The organism is Kineosporia corallincola (assembly GCF_018499875.1).
GTDB lineage: Bacteria > Actinomycetota > Actinomycetes > Actinomycetales > Kineosporiaceae > Kineosporia > Kineosporia corallincola.
Window position 1 is genome coordinate 190338 of the sequence record NZ_JAHBAY010000003.1, and the last position, 21887, is coordinate 212224.

Below are 21887 nucleotides of genomic sequence, written 5' to 3' on the forward strand. Positions count from 1 at the left end.
ACGACGCGGAGGTTTTGCGGCCTCCCCGTCGTCCACCGGTTCAGGCGGTCGCCGGCGCGTCGTCGTCCAGGACGTCCCCACCGCCGGGCCGCCTGCGCGCCCGGGCACGCAGCGACCGCCGTCGCGAGAGCAGGTTCTCCAGCGCGCCGCGCTGCTCGTCGGCCCCGGCCAGACGGCGCCGCAGAGCGGGCGCGGTGGTGGCCCGGCGCACCGTCACCGGCGCGAACCCGAGCCGCGCGAAGTAGCGGTGGGTGTCCCGGGCCCAGGCCGGCACCCCGGCGACGATCTGCTCCACCCCGAGCCGCTCGGCCTGGCCGGCCACGTGGGCCAGCAGGGCCCGGCCCACCCCGTGACGGCGCTCGGCGCCGGGCACGTAGAACTCGTCGATGCACAGCGCCCTGGTGCCGGCCAGCACGTCGAGCGGGGTCTCGCGCATCACCAGGAACCCGGCCGCCCGGCCGCCGGCGCGCGCCACCAGCACCTCCAGCTCACCGTCGCCGATGACCTGGGCCAGCCGGGCCACACCCTGACCACCCTGCCCCCGGGTGTCGGGCGGGGGGACGACCGGGCGCCGGCCGGGCTGCCGCGCCACCTCGGCCGCGCTGCGCGCCCACAGCGCCAGCACCTCGGCCGCGTCGCCCGGCGTCGCTCGCCGGACCTCGATCCGTCTGGCCTCGACCGGTGCTCGGGACACTGTGGCCTCCTGGCCGCCCGTCCGGGGCTCCCGCCCCGGTTCCCCACGGCGCCTGGCGCCGGACCGGGACAACGCCACGGCCGTGCACATCATGGCGAACCTGATCGAATCAGGCGGACGGAATGCGAAAAATCGGCAAAGCCGGATGATCCCGTCACCGATCGGTGGCGGGATCATCCGGCAGGCGGAGCGGGTGTCAGCCGCCCAGGTACGCCTTGACGATGCTGTCGTCCTTCAGCATCTCCCGGGCCACGCCCTCCTGCTTCAGGTGACCCGACTCCAGCACGTACGCGTAGTCACCGATGCGCAGCGCGGCGAGCGCGTTCTGCTCGACCACCAGCACCGTGGTGCCCTGGTCGCGGATCGTCCGGATGGTGTCGAAGATCAGGTCGACCAGCACCGGGGCCAGACCCATCGACGGCTCGTCGAGCAGCAGCAGCTTCGGGCTGCCCATCAGCGCCCGGCCGACGGCCAGCATCTGCTGCTCACCGCCCGACATGGTGCCGGCCTTCTGGTGGATGCGTTCCTTCAGACGCGGGAAAAGGTCGAGCACGCGGGTCTTGTCGGCCTCGATGCCCTCCTTGTCGTTGCGCAGGAAGGCCCCGAGCTCGAGGTTCTCCTCCACGCTCATCCTAGGGAAGATCCGCCGGCCCTCCGGGGACTGGCAGATGCCGTGCCCGACCACCTTGTGCCCGGGGATGCCGACCAGCGACTTCCCCTCGAAGGTGACCGTGCCGGTGCGCGGGCGCAGCAGCCCGGAGATCGTGCGCAGCGTGGTGGACTTGCCCGCGCCGTTCGAGCCGATCAGGGTGACGATCTCACCCTGCTTGACCGACAGCGAAACGCCTTTCACCGCGGCGATGTTGCCGTAGTAGACGTGCAGATCCGTGACGGTGAGGAGATCCTCGCCGGCCTTGCGGACGCCGGGCTGGGCCGGAGCTGCGTCGGTAGGGGTGCTCACAGGTCGCCTCCGTAACCCTCTTCGGTACCGGTCTTGCCCAGGTACGCCTCGATCACCCGCGGGTCGGACTGGATCTCGGCGGGCAGACCCTCGGCGATCTTCGCGCCCTGGTCCAGCACCGTGACCCGCTCGCTGACCTTCATCACGACGCTCATGTCGTGCTCGATCAGCAGGATCGAGACGTCGCGGTCGGCGCGCAGTTTCCGGATGAACTCGACGAACTGTGCCGACTCCTGCGGGTTCATGCCGGCGGTCGGCTCGTCGAGCAGCAGCACCTTGGGGCGCAGGGCCAGGGCCCGGGCGACCTCCAGACGCCGCTGGTCACCGTAGGAGAGGTTGCGCGCGTAGTCGTCGGCGGTCTTGCCGATGCCGACGTAATCCAGCAGCTCGCGGGCGAACTCGCGGGCCTCGCGCTCCTCCCGGCGCTGGCCGGGGGTGCGCAGCACGGTGGAGAAGATGCCCGCCTTGAGGTGGCTGTGCATCGCCACCATCACGTTCTCCTCGGCCGTCATCAGGTTGAACAGCCGGATGTTCTGGAACGTGCGGGCCAGGCCCAGCGAGGCGATCTTGTGCACCGGCAGGCCGGTGACGGTGCGCCCCGCCAGCTCGACGTTGCCCAGCGTCGGGCGGTACAGGCCGGTGAGCACGTTGAAGAACGTGGTCTTACCGGCGCCGTTCGGGCCGATCAGGCTGACGACGGACTTCTCCGGCACGGTGAACGACACGTCGTTCACCGCCGTCAGACCGCCGAACTGCACCGTGATGTGGTTGGCCTCCAGGGCCACCGCGGGGGCGGTCGCGGCAGTGGCCTGCTCGGACGCGGTGGTGGTCATTTGTGTGCTCCCTCCGCCGCCGTGTCCTCGGCGGTGCCTTCCATCTCGGCGCCCAGCGACTCGATCTCGCCGCGTTCGGGCTCCTGTAGCACCTGCTTCGTGCGGGTCTCCGGGATCAGTCCCTCCCGCCGGAAGAGCATGAACAGCACCAGCACCGCACCGAAGATCAGGAAGTTGTGCGAGGCGAAGTTGACGTTGCCGCCGGTGACGTCGTTGTACACGTCGCCGAACTTGCTCAGCCCGGTGGAGTTGATCCAGGCCAGACCCAGCGCACCGATCGTGACGCCCCAGACGTTGCCCATGCCGCCGAGCACGACCATCGCCAGCAGGATGATCGACACCGAGAAGGTGAACCGGTCGGCCAGCACACCACCGACGTGGGTGGCATAGCAGACACCGCCGATACCACCGAACGAGGCGCCGACCGCGTAGGCCGACAGCTTGGTGCGCATCAGCGGCACACCCATCATGCTGGCCGCCAGCTCGTCCTCCCGGATGGCCAGCCAGGCCCGGCCGAGCCGGCCCTCACGGATCCGCAGCGAGACGAACATCGCCAGCGCCAGCAGACCGCCGTAGACGATGAACTTCCAGGTCAGGTCGAACGGGCCGAGCAGGTCTGGCACACCCGGGATGAGCTGGAACGGGCCGGTGCCGATCTGGTCGACCGGGGTGATGCCCTTGGTGCCGTTGGTGATGTTCCAGGCGCCGTTCGGCCCGACCCGCTCACCGTTGCGGAACACCTCGGGCAGGATCTCGCCGAAGCCCAGGGTGACCAGGGCCAGGTAGTCGCTCTTCAGCCGCAGCGTCGGGGCGCCGATGACCACACCGGCCAGCGCGCAGACCACCGCGGCGATGATCAGCACCAGCCAGAAGTTCAGGTGGATGCCGTAGTCCTGGCCGGGCAGCGGGTGCCCCCAGACGCTGATCTTCAGGTTGTTCCACTGCGGCGCCACCTGGTTGGCGAACGGCGCCATCAGCCAGCCGGCCACGTAGCCGCCGATGCCCCAGAAAGCCACGTAGCCCAGGTCGAGCAGACCCGAGTACCCGACCACGATGTTCAGGCCCAGGGCGAAGATCGCCCACAGCACGGCCTCGTTCACCGCCGACATCGGCAGCCACTCGCGGAAGCCGCTCTGCACGTCGGCACTGGCCTCCGGCAGGATCCACTGGTTCAGCACGAAGATCAGGACGGCGACCCCGAGGAAGCCCAGCGGCCAGGCGATCGACGACCGCGAGCCGACCTTGGCCGGCTTGAGTTCCTTCGGCGGAGTGGTGATTTCAGGCGTGGTCGTCATCCCTCACACCTTCTCTGTCGTCGGTGACCCGAGGATGCCCTCGGGCTTGAACACCATCAGCAGGATCAGCAGCGCGAAGACCACCGTCTGCGACCACTGCTGGCCCAGGCCCAGACCGTCGTTCAGGCCCTGGAGGATGCCGATGATGAAGCCTCCGAGCACGGCGCCCTGGAGGTTGCCGATGCCACCGAGCACCGCGGCGACGAACGCGATCAGCCCGAGGCGGAAGCCCAGGTTGTAGTTCGACGTACCGATCGACTGGAGGTAGAGCAGGCCGGCCGCACCGGCCAGCGCGCCGCCCATGGCGAAGGTGAACGCGATGGTGCGGTCCACGTCGATGCCCATCAGCCGGGCCGCGTCCTGGTCCTGCGCCACCGCGCGCATCGCCTTGCCGGCCCGGGTGCGCTGCACGATGTAGACCATGAGCAGCAGCAGCGGGATGGTGACGGCGATGACGATGACCGTGGTGTAGGGCACCCGGATGTCGCCGATGTTGAAGCCGTCGCTGCCGAACATCGTCGACCACTGCTTGCTGGTCGAGCCGGTCATGAACTGGCGCTGGCCGAACCACTGGTAGGCGAAGCTCAGGCCGACGGCGGTGATCAGGGGGGCGAGCTTGGGCGCCCGCCGCAACCGGCGGTAGGCGATCCGCTCGGCGGCCACGTTCAGGGCCGCCGCCGCGGCCATCGCCAGAACCAGCGCCAGGGCCACCGCCCCGACCGCGCCGAGGGTGAAGGAGTCGACGCTGAACCAGCTCACGCAGACGATGCCGGACAGCACGGTGGCCAGCATGAACAGGTCACCGTGGGAGAAGTTGATGAGCTCGATGATGCCGTAGACCATCGTGTAGCCGAGGGCGATCAGCGCGAACAGCGCGCCGTTGCCCAGGCCCGCGATGAACAGCTGGGCGAACTCGGTCGGCTTGGTGATCAGCTGGAACAGCGCCCACAGCAGGACCAGCGCCAGAAGCGTGTATCCGGTCAGGGTGAGGGCGATCTCGCGAGGCAGCCGACGTGGCTTGACCTCGGACGCGGCAACCGCGGTTTGGGTCATGGACAGCTCTTTTCACGGACGAGGCGGGGTGCGGCTCGTTCTGGCGGGCCCGCGCACGGGCCCGGAACGCGGACCGGGTGGGGAACCTCTCACGAGGTCCCCCACCCGGGTTCAGGCGGTCACTCGACCGGCTGGGCCTTCAGGAACTTCTGTGCCCCGTCCTGCTCCTGGAGCACGGAGATGTCCTTGGCCGTGGTGTCGCCGGACGCCGGGTCGATGTGGATCTCCTTACCGGTGGCCGACTCCTCCGCCGGGATGGTGATGCCGTCGCCCTCGAAGACCGCGTCACGCACGCCCTTCTTGGTGCCGTCGGACTTCTCGATCGCCTCGAGGATCACCTGCACGCCGGCCACGCCGTAGAGGGCGTAGCTGGTGCGCGGCTGCATGCCGTACTTCTCCTCGAACGACTTCAGCAGGTCGGCTGCGGCGCCCTCCTGCTCGGCGAGCTGCTCGGACGCCAGACCCGCGAAGGTGGCGTAGAGGCCCTCGGCCTCCTTCTGCTCGTCGAGGTCCGGGTAGCCGGTCCAGCCGTCCGGGGAGAGGGTCTTGACCTTCTCGTTGTCGCCGAGGACCGCGACCTTGTCCTTCAGCAGCTGGCCGCCGTTGTTGTCGTAGATGCCCGCGAAGTAGATGCAGTCGGGGCTCAGCGACTTGATCTTGTTGAACACCGCGGTGTAGTTCGGCTGCTTCGGGTCGTAGGCCTCGTTACCGAGGATCTGGATCCCGATCTTCTCGGCCTGCGCCTGGAAGGCCTTGCCGATGCCCTGACCGTAGGTCTGGTTGTCGTTCAGGATGTAGCACTTGGTGACCTTGAGGTCTTCCTTGGCGAAGTCGGCCGCCGCGGTGCCCTGGTAGTCGTCGGTGGTGACGACGCGGGCGAAGCTCTTCACACCGCTCGGCGCGTACTTCTCCGGCTCGCCCTGCTCCCAGGCCTTGGTCAGGCCGGGGTTGGTGGACGCGTGGGAGACCTGGAGCATCGGGCCGTCCGGGTCCTGGTTCAGCACCGGCACCTGGAGCTTGGTGCAGCCGGAGTTGAACTCACCCATCACGGCGACCTCGTTGGCGGTGGCGACGTGCTCCTGGGCGTTGGCGGCGCAGGTGGCCTCGTCCCACTGACCGGCGGCGGCCGTGGAGTTGTCGTACTTCTTCAGCTCGACCGTGTAGTCGCCGGCCTTGTGGTCGATCGAGTCCAGGTACAGCTCGATCAGGTTGTTCGTGTCGGTGGACGCGTCGGCCGAGGCGCCCTGCAGCGGCAGGTCGGTGGAGATCACCAGAGTCTTGCCGTCGCCGGAACCGCTGCCCTCGTCACTCGACCCGCCGCCACACGCCGCAATGCCAAGCGTGGCAACAGCGACGACAGCTAATGCGCGAACCGGTTTCCCCATGTCGTACCTCTTCCCCACGGCCGGAGCCGAGCGCTCTGACGCTGATGGGGCGTGAAATTACCACTGCGTTGTGACGCCGGAAGGGCGGTTGTTCTTGCGAATGGTCAAGGCTCGGCAACGATTCACCGGTAGATGGCTGTATCGGCGGATGTCTTTTGGCCACAGGCCCTTTCAGCGGTATCCATGTTTCAGGAATGTGTCCGATTTGAGCTTTTGTTTGAGCATCTTGAAACAAATCTTTTAGGACGACGAAATGCCCGTTCGGGCACCCCACCTGCATCAACATAAATCATCGGATGAATTCACCAGCACTAACGGGCCGGCAAAGCAGAACGTCCCCGGGATCGATGATCCCGGGGACGAGTCGTGCGCCGGACGGTTCACGAGGTGCCCGCCGGAGCGCCGTTCTGTGCCCGAACGTATCCGGGCGTCGGTCAGGCGTGGCTCAGAGGCCGACGCTGACGTTGCTCAGCTGTCCGCGTTGCTCAGCCGTTCGCGTGCTCAGCCGTTCGCGTTGCCCAGCCGTTCGCGTTGCTCAGGCGTCGGTGCCGGAGGCGATGACGGCGGAGGCCACGTCCTTCATCGTCAGCCGCTTGTCCATCGACGTCTTCTGGATCCAGCGGAACGCCTCGGGCTCGCTCAGGCCGTACTTGGTCTGGAGCAGGCCCTTGGCCCGGTCGACGAGCTTGCGGGTCTCGAAGCGCTCGGCCAGGTCGGCCACCTCGGCCTCGAGGGCGGCCAGCTCGGAGTGCCGGCTGGCGGCGATCTCGAGGGCCGGCACGAGGTCGGCCGCGGTGAACGGCTTGACCACGTAGGCCATGGCGCCGGCGTCGCGGGCGCGCTCGACCAGCTCGCGCTGGGAGAAGGCGGTCAGCAGCACGACGGGCGCGATCTTGGCGCCGACGATGCGCTCGGCCGCGGAGATGCCGTCGAGGACGGGCATCTTGATGTCCATCACGACGATGTCGGGCCGGTGTTCCTCGGCGAGCTGAACGGCTTCCTCGCCGTTGCCCGCCTCGGCGATGACGTTGAAGCCGTTCTCACGGAGCATCTCGACGATGTCCAGCCGGATCAGGGCCTCGTCCTCGGCGACGAGGACGGTCCGCTCCTTGGTGGCAGCCGGCGCGGGGACGTCGGACGAAGTGGGTTCGGGCACGAGGAGGCCGGACCCGTCCGGGGTGGGTGCAGTGGAGGAGTCGCCAGCAGTCATGTGCTCAGGGTAGCTATCCACAGGCCCCGGCGAGCAAGCAGGTGGGCTGCGTCGCGCATGGTCAGCGTCACGTACGGGCTGTTCACCCGTTGTGTCCCGGCTGCGTCACCGGGGGACGGCGGTCGAACGGCGTCCTCCGGTACCGTTAGGCTCACCCTCGCGGCGGAACGGGCCAGGCCCGTCCGTTCGTGAGCACCTTCGCCGGGTTGGTGGAACGGCAGACACAGAGCACTCAAAATGCTCCGTCCGAAAGGGCGTGCGGGTTCGAATCCCGCACCCGGCACCAGCACGACGACGGGCCCGCTCCCCGGGAGGGAACGGGCCCGTTCTGCGTGTACCGGAGGTCAGGCCTTGGCGGCCTTGTGGTAGGCCGGGGCGACACCGTTGACGGCGTCACCGATCCGGTGCACCCGCATGGCGTTCAGCGAACCCGGGATGCCCGGAGGCGCCCCGGCCACGATGACGACCAGGTCGCCCTCGTTGCACTTGCCCGACTTCATCAGCTCCTGGTCGACCTGGAGCACCATCTCGTCGGTGTGCTCGACGACGTCGGTGAGGTAGGTCTCCACGCCCCAGACCAGCGTGAGCTGGGCCCGCACGTCGGCGTCGGGGGTGAACGCCAGCAGCGGGATCGCGGAGCGCAGACGCGCCATACGACGCGCGCTGTCACCGGACTGGGTGAACGTGACCAGGTACTTCACACCCAGCAGACGGCCGGCCGTGGCGGCGGCCAGGGTCACGGCGCCACCGGTGGTGGACGGCTGCGTGCCCAGCGGGGGGATCCGCTCCAGACCGTGGTCCTCGGTGCTGGTGATGATGCGGCTCATCGTCTGCACGGCCTCGAGCGCGTACTTGCCCACGCTGGTCTCGCCGGACAGCATGACCGCGTCGGCGCCGTCGAGGACGGCGTTGGCGCAGTCAGACACCTCGGCCCGGGTCGGGCGCGGCATCTCGATCATCGACTCGAGCACCTGGGTGGCGACGATGACCGGCTTGGCCAGCCGCCGGGCCAGCGAAACAGCCTGCTTCTGCACGATCGGCACGTCTTCGAGCGGGAGCTCGACGCCCAGGTCGCCACGGGCGACCATGATCGCGTCGGCGGCCCGGACGATCTCGTCCAGGTTGTCGATCGCCTGCGGCTTCTCGATCTTGGCGATCACCGGCAGGCGGACACCCTCGTCGGCCATGATCCGGCGGACGTCCTCGATGTCCGAACCCCGCTGGACGAACGACAGGGCGATCATGTCGGCCCGCAGCTTCAGCGCCCAGCGCAGGTCGGCCTCGTCCTTGTCGGACAGGGCCGGCACGCTGACCAGGGTGCCGGGCAGGTTGATGCCCTTGTTGTTGGAGGCCTTCCCCCCGACCTCGACCGTGAGGACGACGTCGGTGTCCGTCACCTCCTTCACGCGGAGGGTGAGCTTGCCGTCGTCGATGAGGACGGGGTCGCCGGCCTTCACGTCGCCGGGGAGGCCCTTGTAGGTGGTGGAGCAGCGGTTCACGTCACCCAGGATGTCGTCCGTGGTGATCGTGAACTCGGCTCCGGTGACCAGCTCGACAGGTCCGTCGGCGAACCTGCCGAGGCGGATCTTCGGGCCCTGGAGGTCGACCATGACTCCCACCGAACGGCCTGTGGCCTCGGAGGCAGCCCTGATCTCCTGATACATCTTCTCGTGGTCCGCGTACGAGCCGTGGCTGAGGTTCAGCCGGGCAACATCCATCCCGGCGTTGACGAACTCAACCAAACGGCCTTGCGTAGACGGGCCCATGGTGCAAACCATTTTGGCGCGGCGCATGTCACAGAGCTTAGCCCTGCGGCCGACGGCGGATTCATGCACCGGTCGGCCCCTTGCGGATGTCGCAAAGTCCTTCATCTGCTGGTCATCCGATGGTGGACGACGGGACGCCCGGTCCTGGCGTGTCCCCGGCCTCCCGGTACCTGCCCGTGTGCTCACCCCGGCGGCCCCCTCCCGTCCCGTGCCGGCGGTGACCGGAGAGCACCGTGGAGTGGCCAGGGAGTTGCCGGAGACCTCCCGAAGAGCTGCCGGGAGACCTGCGGGGAGGTGCCGGAGAGCTGCCGGAGAGCTGCCGGGGAGATGCCTCGCAGAGCGCCGAGGCGCACCGGGAGGTATCCAGGGCGCACAGGCGTCCCTGATCGGTGTTCTGAACGCGCGTGGCACCTCGCCTCACGTTTCGCCCCGGCCGACCCGTCTTCCCGGGTGGGAGGGCCGCGCCCCAGCACCGCTACGCCCCCGGCTCCCGAGCGGGAACCGAGGGCGTGCGGGTGAGAAAACCTCAGACCGTCAGCGGCCGGGCAGTCGGCGGAATCGCCGTGGGCAGCGTGGTGGAGCCCGACAGCCAGGTGTCCACCGCGGCGGCGCAGGAGCGTCCCTCGGCGATCGCCCAGACGATCAGCGACTGCCCACGACCGGCGTCACCGGCGACGAACACGCCGGGCACGCTGCTCATGTACGAGTTGTCGCGGGCCACGTTGCCGCGCTGGTCCAGGTCGACGGCGAGCTGCTCGATCAGACCGGCCTTCTCCGGGCCGGTGAACCCCATCGCCAGCAGCACCAGCTGGGCCGGCACCTCCCGCTCGGAGCCCTCGACCGGGGTGAACCGGCCGTCCTTGAACTCGACCTCGACCAGCTTCAGCGCCCGCACCCGGCCGTTCTCGTCACCGAGGAACTCCTGCGTGCTGGCCGCGTACACCCGGTCGCCGCCCTCCTCGTGCGCCGAGGCGACGCGGAAGAGCATCGGGTAGGTCGGCCAGGGCTGGCCCTTCGGCCGGTCCTCGGTGGGCCGCGGCATGATCTCCAGCTGGGTGACCGACTTCGCGTTCTGCCGCAGGGCCGTGCCCAGGCAGTCGGCACCGGTGTCACCGCCACCGATGATCACCACGTCCAGGCCGTCGGCGCGGATCTGGTCCGGCACCTCCTCGCCCAGCGCCACCCGGTTGGCCTGGGGCAGGTACTCCATGGCCTGGTGGATACCGGACAGCTCACGGCCCGGGGTCGGCGGCAGGTCCCGGCGGACGGTCGAGCCGACCGCCAGCACCACGGCGTCGTACCGGTCACGCAGCTGCTGGCCGGTCAGCTTCACGCCGACCTCGACCCCGGTGCGGAACCGGGTGCCCTCGGCCTCCATCTGCGCCAGCCGGCGGTCGACGTGCCGCTTCTCCATCTTGAACTCGGGGATGCCGTAACGCAGCAGGCCACCGATCTTGTCGGCCCGCTCGTACACCGCCACGGTGTGCCCGGCCCGGGTGAGCTGCTGGGCGGCGGCCAGGCCGGCGGGGCCGGAACCGATCACCGCCACGGTCTTGCCGGTGAGCCGCTCCGGCGGGAGCGGCTGCACCAGACCGGCGTCGAATGCCTTCTCGATCGTGGTCAGCTCGACCTGCTTGATCGTGACGGCGGGCTGGTTGATGCCCAGCACGCAGGCCGACTCGCAGGGCGCCGGGCACAGCTTGCCGGTGAACTCCGGGAAGTTGTTCGTGGCGTGCAGCCGCTCGATGGCCGTGCGCCAGTCGTCACGCCAGACCAGGTCGTTCCACTCCGGGATCAGGTTCCCGAGCGGACAGCCGTTGTGACAGAACGGGATACCGCAGTCCATGCAGCGGCTCGCCTGCCGCTGGAGCTGCGACTGCTCGGTGGCCTCGTAGACCTCGTGCCAGTCCATCAGCCGGATCGGGACCGGCCGGCGGGTCGGCAGCTCACGCTGGCGGTTGTTGAGGAACCCCCTCGGGTCAGCCACGGGACGCCTCCATGATTCGCGACCAGACCTCGTCGGAGTCGAGGTCGAGGCCTTCTGCCTCTGCTTGGGTACGGACCGTCATCACCCGCGCGTAGTCGCGGGGCAGGACCTTGGTGAACCGCGCCAGGGCGGCGGGCCAGTCCTGGAGCAGTCGCCAGGCGACTGCCGACTCGGTCTCGTCTCGGTGCTTCTGGATGAGCAGGCGCAGCCGCTCGGCGTCGTCGCCCTCGACCGGCACCAGGTCGACCATCTCGGTGTTGACCCGGTTCTCGCGCAGGTCGAGCACGAACGCCTCACCGCCGGACATGCCCGCCGCGAAGTTGCGGCCGGTGCGGCCGAGGATGACGACCACACCACCGGTCATGTACTCGCAGCCGTGGTCGCCCACGCCCTCCGCCACCACGGTGGCGCCGGAGTTGCGCACGCAGAACCGCTCGCCGACCTGGCCGCGCAGGAACATCTCGCCGCTGGTCGCGCCGAAGCCGATCACGTTGCCGGCCACGATGTTCTGCTCGGCCGAGTAGCTGGCCGCGGTGTCCGGACGGACGACCACCCGGCCGCCCGACAGGCCCTTGCCGACGTAGTCGTTGCCGTCGCCGAGCAGGCGCAGCGTGACGCCGCGGGGCAGGAACGCACCGAACGACTGCCCACCGGAACCGGTCAGGGTGACGTCGATCGTGTCGTCGGGCAGGCCCTTCTCGCCGAAGCGCTTGGTCACCTCGTGGCCGAGCATGGTGCCGACCGTGCGGTTGACGTTGCGGACCGGCACCTCGAACTTCACCGGCTCGCTGCGCTCGAGCGCGTCGGCGGCCAGCGAGATCAGGGTGTGGTCGAGCGCCTTCTCCAGGCCGTGGTCCTGCACCGTGGTGCGCTTGCGCGACGGCCCGTACATGGCCGTGGGGGCGGCCAGCAGCGGGCTGATGTCGAGACCGGCGGCCTTCCAGTGGTCGACGGCGGCCTGCGTGTCGAGGGTCTCGACCTCGCCGATCGCCTCTTCCAGCGAGCGGAAACCGAGGGCCGCCAGGTGCTCGCGCACCTCTTCGGCGATGTACTCGAAGAAGGTCTCGACGAACTCCGGCTTGCCGCTGAAACGGTCACGCAGCTCGGGGTTCTGGGTGGCGATGCCGACCGGGCAGGTGTCGAGGTGACACACCCGCATCAGCACGCAGCCCGACACCACCAGCGGCGCGGTGGCGAAACCGAACTCCTCGGCGCCCAGCAGAGCGGCGATCATCACGTCGCGGCCGGTCTTCATCTGGCCGTCGGCCTGCACCACGATGCGGTCGCGCAGCCCGTTGATCACCAGCGTCTGCTGGGTCTCGGCCAGGCCGAGCTCCCAGGGCGCGCCGGCGTGCTTCAGCGACGTCAGCGGGGCGGCACCGGTACCGCCGTCGTGCCCGGAGATGAGCACCACGTCGGCGTGCGCCTTGCTGACACCGGCCGCGACCGTGCCGACGCCGACCTCGGCCACCAGCTTCACGTGCACACGGGCGGACGGGTTGGAGTTCTTCAGGTCGTGGATCAGCTGGGCCAGATCCTCGATCGAGTAGATGTCGTGGTGCGGCGGCGGGGAGATCAGGCCGACCCCCGGCGTGGAGTGCCGGGTGCGGGCCACCCACGGGTACACCTTCTGGCCCGGGAGCTGGCCACCCTCACCGGGTTTCGCGCCCTGCGCCATCTTGATCTGGATGTCGTCGGCGTGCGTCAGGTACATGCTCGTGACGCCGAACCGGCCGGACGCGACCTGCTTGATCGAGCTGCGGCGCGTGGGGTCGAGCAGCCGCTCGACGTCCTCGCCGCCCTCACCGGTGTTCGACTTGCCGCCGATCCGGTTCATCGCGATCGCCAGCGTCTGGTGCGCCTCCTGGGAGATCGACCCGTACGACATGGCGCCGGTGGAGAACCGTTTGATGATCTCCGAGGCCGGCTCGACCTCGTCCAGCGGAACCGGGGTGCGGCCGTCCTTGAACCGGAACAGCCCGCGCAGCGTCATCAGGCGCTCGGCCTGCTGGTCGATGCGGGAGGTGTACTCCTTGAAGATGTCGTAACGCCGGTTGCGCGTGGCGTGCTGGAGCCGGAACACCGTGTCCGGGTTGAACAGGTGCTCCTCGCCGTCCCGGCGCCACTGGTACTCGCCGCCGGTGGGCAGGTTGCGGTGCAGGCTGCGCTGGCCGTCGGCCGGGTAGGCCATGGCGTGCCGGGCCGCGTTCTCCTCGGCCACCACGTCCAGGCCGATGCCGCCCAGCTGCGAGGTGACGCCGGTGAAGTACCGGTCGATCAGCTCCTGCGACAGGCCGATGGCCTCGAACACCTGGGCGCCACGGTAGGAGGCGACGGTGGAGATGCCCATCTTGGACATCACCTTGAGCACACCCTTGCCCAGGCCCTTGATCACGTTCTGGACGGCCTTCTCCGGCGTCACCCCGGTGATCACCCCGCGCCGGGCCAGGTCTTCCGCGCTCTCCATGGCCAGGTAGGGGTTGACCAGCGCGGCGCCGAAACCGATCAGCAGCGCCACGTGGTGCACCTCGCGCACGTCACCGGCCTCGACCACGAGACCGACCTGCGTGCGGGTCTTCTCGCGAATCATGTGGTGGTGAACGGCGCTGGTGAGCAGCAGTGAGGGGATGGGGGCCAGGTCGGCGGTGCTGTCCCGGTCGGACAGCACGATGAACCGCGCGCCCTCGGCGACCATGGCGGACGCCTCGGCGCAGATCTCCTCCAGCCGCTCGGCCAGGGCCTCGCCGCCGCCGTCGGCCCGGTACAGGCCGCGGATCGTGCCGGTGGCGTAGCCGGGCAGGTCGCCGTCGTCGTTGACGTGCACGATCTTGGCCAGCGCGTCGTTGTCGATCACCGGCGACGACAGCACCAGCTTGCGGCAGTGCGCCGGGCTGGCCGAGAGCAGGTTGCGCTCCGGGCCGATCGTGGTGGTCATCGCGGTGACCAGCTCTTCGCGGATGGCGTCGAGCGGCGGGTTGGTGACCTGCGCGAACAGCTGGGTGAAGTAGTCGAACAACAACCGGGGACGCTTGGAGAGCACGGCTACCGGGGTGTCGGTGCCCATCGAGCCGAGCGGCTCCGCACCGCTCTTCGCCATCGGGGCGACGATCAGCTTGAGCTCTTCCTCGGTGAAGCCGAAGGTCTGCTGCCGGCGGGTGACCGACTTGTGCGTGTGCACGATGTGCTCACGCTCGGGCAGGTCCGCCAGGCGGATCCGGCCCGCGTGCAGCCACTCGTCGTACGGGTACTGGCCGGCCAGGGCGGTCTTGATCTCCTCGTCGTCCACAATTCGACCGTGGTCGGTGTCGACGAGGAACATCTTGCCGGGCTGGAGCCGGCCCTTCTTGACCACGGTGGCCGGGTCGAGGTCGAGCACACCGGCCTCGGACGCGAGCACCACCAGGCCCTCGTCGGTGACCCAGTAGCGCCCCGGGCGCAGGCCGTTGCGGTCGAGCACGGCGCCGATCAGGGTGCCGTCGGTGAAGCAGACGTTCGCCGGGCCGTCCCAGGGCTCCATGAACATCGAGTGGAACTCGTAGAACGCGCGGCGGGCCGGGTCCATCTCGGCGTGGTTCTCCCACGCCTCCGGGATCATCATCAGCACCGCGTGCGGCAGCGAACGGCCACCCAGATGGATCAGTTCCAGCACCTCGTCGAACGAGGCGGTGTCGCTGCCCTCCGGGTCGCAGATCGGGAACAGCTGGTTCAGGTCGCCCGGGATGACGTCGCTGACCAGTGTGCTCTCCCGGGCCCGCATCCAGTTGCGGTTGCCCTTGACGGTGTTGATCTCACCGTTGTGGGCCATCATCCGGAACGGGTGCGCCAGCGGCCACGACGGGAAGGTGTTCGTGGAGAAGCGGGAGTGCACGATGCCCAGCTCGGAGGCGTACCGCCGGTCGGACAGGTCGGGGAAGAAGGGCTCGAGCTGACCGGTGGTCAGCATGCCCTTGTAGACGATCGTGCGACACGACAGCGACGGGAAGTACACGCCGGCCTGGATCTCGGCGCGCTTGCGCAGCCGGAACGCGCGGCGCTCCAGCGCCATGCCGACCACCCGGCCGGGGGTGGAGGCCACGAAGATCTGACGGAACACCGGCTGGCAGGCCGCCGCGGTGGCACCCACCAGGCCCGGGGTGACGGGGACGTCGCGCCAGGCCAGCACGGCCAGGCCCTCTTCGGCGGCGATCCGCTCGATCGTCGCCTCGGCCTCGGCACGCTCGGCGTCTTCCTGCGGCAGGAAGGCGGTGCCGACCGCGTAGCTGCCCGGGGGCGGCAGCTCGACGCCGAAGTCCTCACGCACGACCTCACGGAAGAACGCGTCGGGGACCTGCGTGACGATGCCGGCGCCGTCACCCGTGTCCACCTCGGCGCCGACGGCGCCGCGGTGGTCGAGGTTACGCAGGGCGGTCAGCGCGGCCTCGACGATGTCGTGCCCGGGCTCGCCACGCATGGTGGCGACGAAGGCGACACCGCAGGCGTCGTGCTCGTGCTGACCGTCATACAGACCCACGGGGGCGGGCCGGGCGGAGAACCGCCGATGCGGGGAGACCATGATTCTGCACCTCGTGGTCGCTTGGGCTTTGAAAGCGTGGTGAAAACGACCCGGTGCCATGTCGATGATCAACGCGATGGGGCCACGTGCGACCGCACAGATGATCCGCGCAGGGGGACGCCTATGGCCCTCGGGTTGTCGACACTGTAACGGGTCGATGTGCCATTTCGAAACCTTTGTGAAACGTGCGACTTCGCCGATTTTCCCGATTCAGCAGGCCCCATCCACCTGGGGAGATGCTGTGCCGGAGGGGTTCCTGACGGTCAAGCGTGTTTCACGGCTGTTTCGCCGTAAGACATTCGGTGTGGTGCCGTGGTGCCGGAAAGAAAACCCGTTCAGTCGCCGGATTTCCGGGCCGCCACCTCGGCCTCGCCGACGGCTCCGTTGCCGCCCGGCTGGTCTTTCTCGCCCGGCTTCTCGCCGGACGCCTTCGTGCTCTCCGGCGTCTTTCCGGACGGCTCCTCGCCGTCCGGCTTCGCGGCCGGGCCGGTCACGTCTGCCTGCTGAGCGGAATCCGGCTCGGTCGCAGCCGGAGTCTCCCCCGCGGGCTCGTGACCCGGGCGGTACAGGGAGGCGTCGCGTCCAGGCCGGAGCCGGGACGAGATCAGCAGGTAGGCGAGGCCGGCGGTGAACAGGATGATCGACGTCCACACATTCAGTCTCAGACCAAGGATGTGGTTCGCCTCGTCGATGCGCAAGGTCTCGATGTATCCGCGCCCGATGCAGTAGGTCATCACGTAGAGCGCGAAGACCCGGCCGTGGCCCAGCCTGAAGCGGCGGTCGACCAGCAGGATGACGACGGCGGCGAGCAGGTTCCAGCCGCATTCGTACAGGAAGGTGGGCTCGTAGTAGCCCTTGACCACGGGGTCGCCGGCGGCGTCCCGGATCGCCTGGCCGGTCGAGGTGTCCCACTCGTAGATCTTCAGGGCGAACGGGTTGTCCGCGGCGAGCGGCTTGCCGTAGAGCTCGTTGTTGAACCAGTTGCCCCAGCGGCCGAACGCCTGCGCGATCAGCAGCCCGGGGGCCAGCGCGTCGGCGAACGGCGGCAGCAGGATGCCGCGACGGCGCACCGCGATCCAGGCGCCGACGCCGCCCAGGGCGATGGCGCCCCAGATGCCCAGGCCGCCCTCCCAGATGAACAGCGCCTTGACCGGGTCACCGCCCTCGCCGAAATACTGCTGCGGCGAGGTGATCACGTGATAGAGCCGACCGCCGACCACACCGAAAGGCACTGCCCAGGTGGCGATGTCGAGCACCACGGCGGGATCGCCGCCGCGGGCCCGCCAGCGGATCTGGCAGATCCAGATGGCCAGCCCGATGCCGATCAGGATGCAGAGCGCGTAACCGCGCAGCGGCAGCGGCCCGAGATGCCAGACACCCTGGTCCGGGCTCGGGATCGACGCCAGCACAGCGGCGTTCATCCCGCCACCTCCTCGTCGTTCGGGCAGGACCCGGCCGGTTCCTTCCGGGCGGGGCGGTTCGGTTCTGTTGCGGTGCTGGATGTTTCAGGCGGTTCAGGCCGCGGGGCGCCCGGATCGCACGCCCTCGGCCAGTTTCGAGGCGATCTCGCCGACGGCGCGCACGCCCTCGGCCGCACTCGAGGCGTTGGCCAGGGCCTTCACGAAGGCCGAGCCGACGATCACGCCGTCGGCGAAACCGGCCACCTGGGCGGCCTGTTCGGCGTTCGAGACACCCAGCCCGACGCACAGCGGCAGGTCGGTGACCGCGCGGGTGCGGTGCACCAGCACCTCGGCGGCGTTGTTCACGGTGGAGCGCACGCCGGTGACCCCCATCGTGGAGGCGACGTAGACGAACCCCCGGCAGGCCGCGGCGGTCATCGCCAGGCGACCGTCGGTGGACGACGGGGCGACCAGGAACACCCGGTCCAGCTCGTGCTCGTCGGAGGCGGCGATCCACTCGCCGGCCTCCTCCGGGATCAGGTCGGGGGTGATCAGGCCCGCTCCCCCGGCGGCGGCCAGGTCGGCGGCGAGCCGCGGCACCCCGTAGCGGTCGGCCAGGTTCCAGTACGTCATCAGCAGGCTCGGGGCACCGGCCTTGGCCACCGCCTCGGTGGCCGCGATCGCGTCGCGGGGCCGGGCACCGGCCACCAGGGCCGACTCCACGGCGTGCTGGATGACCGGGCCGTCCATCAGCGGGTCGCTGTAGGGAACGCCGATCTCGACGATGTCCACACCGTTCTCGACCATGGCCACCATGGCCGCGATCGAGGTGTCGTGATCGGGGAAACCGACCGGCAGATAACCGATCAGGGCCGCGCGTCCCTCGGCCTTGGCCTGGGCCAGCACCGGCGCCACGCTGCTCACAGTTCGTCCTTCTTCAGCTCGTCGGTGGCCACGACCCGCTCGGCCTCGGAGGCGATCAGGTCGGGCGAGGAGACCAGCCCGAACCAGCGGGCGGCGGTGTCCACGTCCTTGTCGCCGCGGCCGGACAGGTTGACCAGCACGATCCCGTCCTCGCCCAGCCGCTTGCCCTCGCGGATCGCGCCGGCCAGGGCGTGCGAGCTCTCGATCGCCGGGATGATGCCCTCGGTGCGGCAGAGCAACCGGAAGGCCTCCATCGCGTCGGCGTCCGTCACCGGTTCGTAACGGGCCCGGCCGGTCTCGGCCAGCCAGGCGTGCTCCGGGCCGACACCCGGGTAGTCCAGACCGGCGGAGATCGAGTGGCTCTCGATCGTCTGGCCGTCTTCGTCCTGGAGGATGAAGGTCCGGTTGCCGTGCAGCACCCCGGACGCGCCGCCGGTGATCGAGGAGGCGTGCCGCCCGGTCTCGATGCCGTCACCGCCGGCTTCCAGACCAAGCAGTTCCACACCCTCGTCGTCGAGGAAGGCGTGAAAGATGCCGATCGCGTTGGACCCGCCGCCGACGCAGGCGGTGACCACGTCGGGCAGCCGGCCGGTCAGCTCGAGCACCTGCTCGCGGGCCTCCTCGCCGATCACCCGGTGGAACTCGCGGACCATGGTCGGGAACGGGTGCGGGCCGGCCACCGTGCCGAGCAGGTAGTGGGTGGTCTCCACGTTCGTCACCCAGTCGCGCATCGCCTCGTTGATGGCGTCCTTCAGGGTGCGCGAACCGGCCGTCACCGGGATCACCTCGGCCCCGAGCAGGCGCATGCGGGCCACGTTCAGCGCCTGACGCCGGGTGTCTTCCTCGCCCATGTAGACCACGCACTCCAGGTCGAGCAGCGCGGCGGCGGTGGCCGAGGCCACCCCGTGCTGCCCGGCCCCGGTCTCGGCGATCACCCGGGTCTTGCCCATGCGCTTGGTCAGCAGGGCCTGCCCGAGCACGTTGTTGATCTTGTGCGAGCCGGTGTGGTTCAGGTCTTCGCGCTTGAGCAGGACCCGGGCGCCACCCGCGTGCCTCGCGAACCGGGGAGCCTCGGTGAGGATGCTCGGCCGGCCCGAGTAGGTGCGTTGCAGCTGGTCCAGCTCGGCGATGAAGGCCGGGTCGACCACGGCGGCGCCGAACGCGGCGTCGAGCTCGTCCAGGGCGGCCACGAGGGCCTCCGGCACGAAACGGCCACCGAAGCGGCCGAAGTACGGGCCGACCGCGTCACGCAGCCGGGCAGAGGTGTTGGTCATCGCTTCAGTTCTGCTCGGGTACGGAAGGGATCAGGAACGACCCGCGCGCAGCGCGGGGTGCGAACCGGCCGCGACCAGGTCGGCGACGGCACCGCGGGGGTTGTTGCCGACGACCAGGCTCTCGCCGACCAGCACCGCGTGGGCGCCGGAGCGGGCGTAGTCGAGCACGTCGTGCGGCCCCCGGACGCCGGACTCGGCGACCCGGACGATGCCGCTAGGGATCTTGGGAGCGACCTTGGCGAACGTGTTGCGGTCCACCTCGAGCGTCTTGAGGTTGCGGGCGTTCACGCCGATCACCCGGGCACCGGCGTCGACCGCGCGCTTGGTCTCTTCCTCGTCGTGCACCTCGACCAGGGCGGTCATGCCGACCGAGTGCACCCGCTCGATCAGCGAGACCAGGGCCTCCTGCTCGAGCGCGGCCACGATCAGCAGGATGGCGTCGGCGCCGGTGGCCCGGGCCTCCCACACCTGATAGCTGGTGAACACGAAGTCTTTACGCAGCACCGGCACGTCGACCGCGGCGCGCACGCCGGCCAGGTCTTCGAGGCTGCCGCCGAAGCGGTGCTTCTCGGTGAGCACGCTGATCACGGAGGCGCCGCCGGACTCGTACTCGGCGGCCAGGCCGGCCGGGTCGGTGATCTCGGCCAGGGAACCCTTGCTCGGGCTGGACCGTTTCACCTCGGCGATGACCTTGACGGTGTCGCCGTGCCGCAGCACCGACTCCGCGGGCTTCGCCGAGGGCAGCTGGGCGGCCCGTTCCTGGAGCTTCTCCAGCGGCGTGACCGCCTGCCGTTCTTCCAGGTCAGCTTTGACCCCGACGAGGATCTCATCGAGCACAGTCACACAAGGCTCCTCGTCAAATCGCCAGTCACGCGGTGGTGTCAACCCGTCGATGGTACCGATTCCCAGAGGGTGCTCCGGCCCCTACCGTCCGCATGGACCCGCAGGTCCCGTCTGGTATGGGCGTGCTATGGAGCGAGCACCTGGAGCGCGGGAATGTTCCGTAGCACCGCGAAAAGAATAAGGCCGATGGCCAGCAACACCGGCGTCCAGATCCGATTACCGTCCCGTACCCGCCCCTTCGGGTCGGGTCCGGACACGCTCGGCAACCGTCCGTTCACCGAATCGCGGCGGCTCACGCGGGCCACCCAGCGAAACCAGAGGACGACGAGGACCGGGACGGCGAGCACGACCAGGAGATTGGACGAGAGTGCGGCCACGACGTCGCCGTGGGCGAGATGGTGGACGGCGCGAAGACCCCCGCAGCCCGGGCAGAACCGGCCGGTGAGGGCCAGGAACGGGCAGCCGGGGTAGTGACCGGGCTGGGCCGGGTCGACCAGGGCCAGGCGGCCCGTGGCCGCCGCCACGACGGCGGCGACGGCCACAGGCCTGAGCACGGGCCTGAGCAGGTGCCGGGCCGGGCCGCGGGAGGCGGAAGCCGGCACGGGCCGCACTCGCAGGTCGCTCAGACCTTGATCACCACGGTCTTGGCGGCCATGTCGTGCCAGCCCTGGCGGCGGCCGCTGGAGTCGAAGAACGGCGAGAGATACACCACGACCTGGCCGATGCCGCAGACGAAGCTGCCGACGAACGGGATCAGCCAGCGCAGGATCGCGGGCACCCAGCCGGGCACCTGGCCGTCCTCGGTGCGCACGATGCGGATGCCGAGAATCATCTTGCCGACCGTGGCACCCTTCAGCGCCACCAGGCCGATCTGGTAAGCCAGGCTGAACAGGAAGCTGATCAGCCAGAACGCCAGGTAGGCGGTGGAGACGGCGCTGCTCTCCAGGGCGCTGTTCACCGAGTCCGGGTCTTCGAAGTCGGTTCCGGAGGCGGCCAGACCGAGCAGGAGCACCCCGAGCAGACCCAGCACCACGCCGAGGATGACCGCGTCGATGAGGAAGGCGCCGAGCCGGCGGCCCATGGTGGCGAACTCGACGTTGGCCGGGATGGCACCGCCGCCGTGCATGGGGTTGCCGTAGGGCTGGCTGCCGTAGGGCTGGTTGCCATAGGGCTGGCTGCCGAACTGCCCGTACGCGGGCTGGCCGTACGGCTGCTGACCGTAGGACGACTGGCCGGGCTGGCCCTGTGCGTAAGGGTTTTGGCCGTACTGGTTCTGCCCGGGCTGGTTCTGCTGGCCGTAGGGCTGCTGGCCGTACTGCGCCGGCTGCTGCGGCGAGCCGTACTCCGGCGGGCCGCCGTACTGCCCGGGCTGGTTCTGGCCCTGACCGTACTGGTTCTGGCCGGGCGGGTTCTGGCCCGGCTGGTTCTGGCCGTACTGCGGGGGCTGCCCGTACTGCGGCTGCCCGTACTGCGGGGGCTGTTCGCCGTTCTTCTGCGTTCCGTCGCCGGACCCGTCGTCCCGGGGGTCACGGGGCGGGTTCGAGCCGTACTCGGACATGGTCACCTCATGGTCGCTGCGGCCTGGGGCCCGGTCGGGAACGCAGGCTACCGGCGGGTGCGCCTGCGGTGGTCGACCGCCCCTCCGGCCTGGCGCCGAGACGGAACGGAGATGGTCCGGTCCCTCACCGGGCCTGCACCCCGCCCAACGCT

At 69.5% G+C, this 21887-nt stretch carries 16 protein-coding genes and 1 tRNA gene; 1 reads left to right on the top strand and 16 read right to left on the bottom strand.

Going from position 1 to position 21887, the window contains the following annotated elements; all coding sequences use genetic code 11:
• Positions 1 to 40: 40 nt before the first annotated feature.
• The 7 genes from KIH74_RS08065 to KIH74_RS08095 all read right to left on the bottom strand — a co-directional run bounded on the left by KIH74_RS08065 (position 41) and on the right by KIH74_RS08095 (position 7431).
• Positions 41 to 694, bottom strand: a complete 654-nt coding sequence (locus KIH74_RS08065) for a GNAT family N-acetyltransferase (RefSeq protein WP_214155181.1) — start codon at positions 692 to 694, stop codon at positions 41 to 43.
• 196 nt (positions 695 to 890) lie between these two features.
• Positions 891 to 1655 carry an ABC transporter ATP-binding protein gene (locus KIH74_RS08070; RefSeq protein WP_214155182.1) on the bottom strand — a complete coding sequence of 255 codons (765 nt, stop codon included), beginning with the start codon at positions 1653 to 1655 and terminating at the stop codon, positions 891 to 893.
• Positions 1652 to 2488, bottom strand: a complete 837-nt coding sequence (locus KIH74_RS08075; RefSeq protein ID WP_214155183.1) for an ABC transporter ATP-binding protein — start codon at positions 2486 to 2488, stop codon at positions 1652 to 1654. The genes KIH74_RS08070 and KIH74_RS08075 overlap by 4 nt, the downstream gene beginning before the upstream one ends.
• Positions 2485 to 3783, bottom strand: a complete 1299-nt coding sequence (locus KIH74_RS08080; protein ID WP_214155184.1) for a branched-chain amino acid ABC transporter permease — start codon at positions 3781 to 3783, stop codon at positions 2485 to 2487. Before KIH74_RS08080 ends, KIH74_RS08075 begins: the two co-directional genes overlap by 4 nt.
• Positions 3784 to 3786: 3 nt before the next feature.
• Positions 3787 to 4836, bottom strand: coding sequence for a branched-chain amino acid ABC transporter permease (locus KIH74_RS08085; protein ID WP_214155185.1), 1050 nt, complete (start codon positions 4834 to 4836; stop codon positions 3787 to 3789).
• Positions 4837 to 4955: 119 nt separating this feature from the next.
• Positions 4956 to 6107, bottom strand: a complete 1152-nt coding sequence (locus KIH74_RS08090) for a branched-chain amino acid ABC transporter substrate-binding protein (protein WP_214155186.1) — start codon at positions 6105 to 6107, stop codon at positions 4956 to 4958.
• A 649-nt stretch (positions 6108 to 6756) separates the two neighbouring features.
• Positions 6757 to 7431 carry an ANTAR domain-containing response regulator gene (locus tag KIH74_RS08095; protein WP_214155187.1) on the bottom strand — a complete coding sequence of 225 codons (675 nt, stop codon included), beginning with the start codon at positions 7429 to 7431 and terminating at the stop codon, positions 6757 to 6759.
• 200 nt (positions 7432 to 7631) lie between these two features.
• Here KIH74_RS08095 and KIH74_RS08100 point away from each other — a divergent pair.
• A tRNA-Leu gene (locus KIH74_RS08100) sits at positions 7632 to 7717 on the top strand.
• 58 nt (positions 7718 to 7775) lie between these two features.
• Here the strand turns inward: KIH74_RS08100 and pyk are convergent.
• From pyk to KIH74_RS37570, 9 genes are all read right to left on the bottom strand, one after another.
• Positions 7776 to 9224 carry a pyruvate kinase gene (gene pyk, locus KIH74_RS08105; protein WP_214155188.1) on the bottom strand — a complete coding sequence of 483 codons (1449 nt, stop codon included), beginning with the start codon at positions 9222 to 9224 and terminating at the stop codon, positions 7776 to 7778.
• A 499-nt stretch (positions 9225 to 9723) separates the two neighbouring features.
• Positions 9724 to 11184, bottom strand: coding sequence for a glutamate synthase subunit beta (locus KIH74_RS08110; RefSeq protein ID WP_214155189.1), 1461 nt, complete (start codon positions 11182 to 11184; stop codon positions 9724 to 9726).
• Positions 11177 to 15736 carry a glutamate synthase large subunit gene (gene gltB, locus KIH74_RS08115; RefSeq protein ID WP_214155190.1) on the bottom strand — a complete coding sequence of 1520 codons (4560 nt, stop codon included), beginning with the start codon at positions 15734 to 15736 and terminating at the stop codon, positions 11177 to 11179. Before gltB ends, KIH74_RS08110 begins: the two co-directional genes overlap by 8 nt.
• A gap of 335 nt (positions 15737 to 16071) precedes the next feature.
• Complete coding sequence (gene lgt / locus KIH74_RS08120) at positions 16072 to 17157, bottom strand: prolipoprotein diacylglyceryl transferase (RefSeq protein ID WP_214155191.1); 1086 nt, start codon at positions 17155 to 17157, stop codon at positions 16072 to 16074.
• A gap of 93 nt (positions 17158 to 17250) precedes the next feature.
• A complete protein-coding gene (trpA, locus tag KIH74_RS08125) occupies positions 17251 to 18060 on the bottom strand; it encodes a tryptophan synthase subunit alpha (protein ID WP_214155192.1) in 810 nt (269 codons plus the stop codon).
• Entirely contained in the window at positions 18057 to 19334 is a 1278-nt protein-coding gene (gene trpB / locus KIH74_RS08130; protein ID WP_214155193.1) for a tryptophan synthase subunit beta, read from the bottom strand. The genes trpA and trpB overlap by 4 nt, the downstream gene beginning before the upstream one ends.
• Positions 19335 to 19364: 30 nt before the next feature.
• Positions 19365 to 20177 carry an indole-3-glycerol phosphate synthase TrpC gene (gene trpC, locus KIH74_RS08135; protein ID WP_214155194.1) on the bottom strand — a complete coding sequence of 271 codons (813 nt, stop codon included), beginning with the start codon at positions 20175 to 20177 and terminating at the stop codon, positions 19365 to 19367.
• A gap of 125 nt (positions 20178 to 20302) precedes the next feature.
• Positions 20303 to 20731, bottom strand: a complete 429-nt coding sequence (locus KIH74_RS08140; RefSeq protein WP_214155195.1) for a DUF2752 domain-containing protein — start codon at positions 20729 to 20731, stop codon at positions 20303 to 20305.
• Between the two features lie 68 nt (positions 20732 to 20799).
• A complete protein-coding gene (locus KIH74_RS37570) occupies positions 20800 to 21735 on the bottom strand; it encodes an RDD family protein (protein ID WP_214155196.1) in 936 nt (311 codons plus the stop codon).
• Positions 21736 to 21887: the final 152 nt, after the last annotated feature.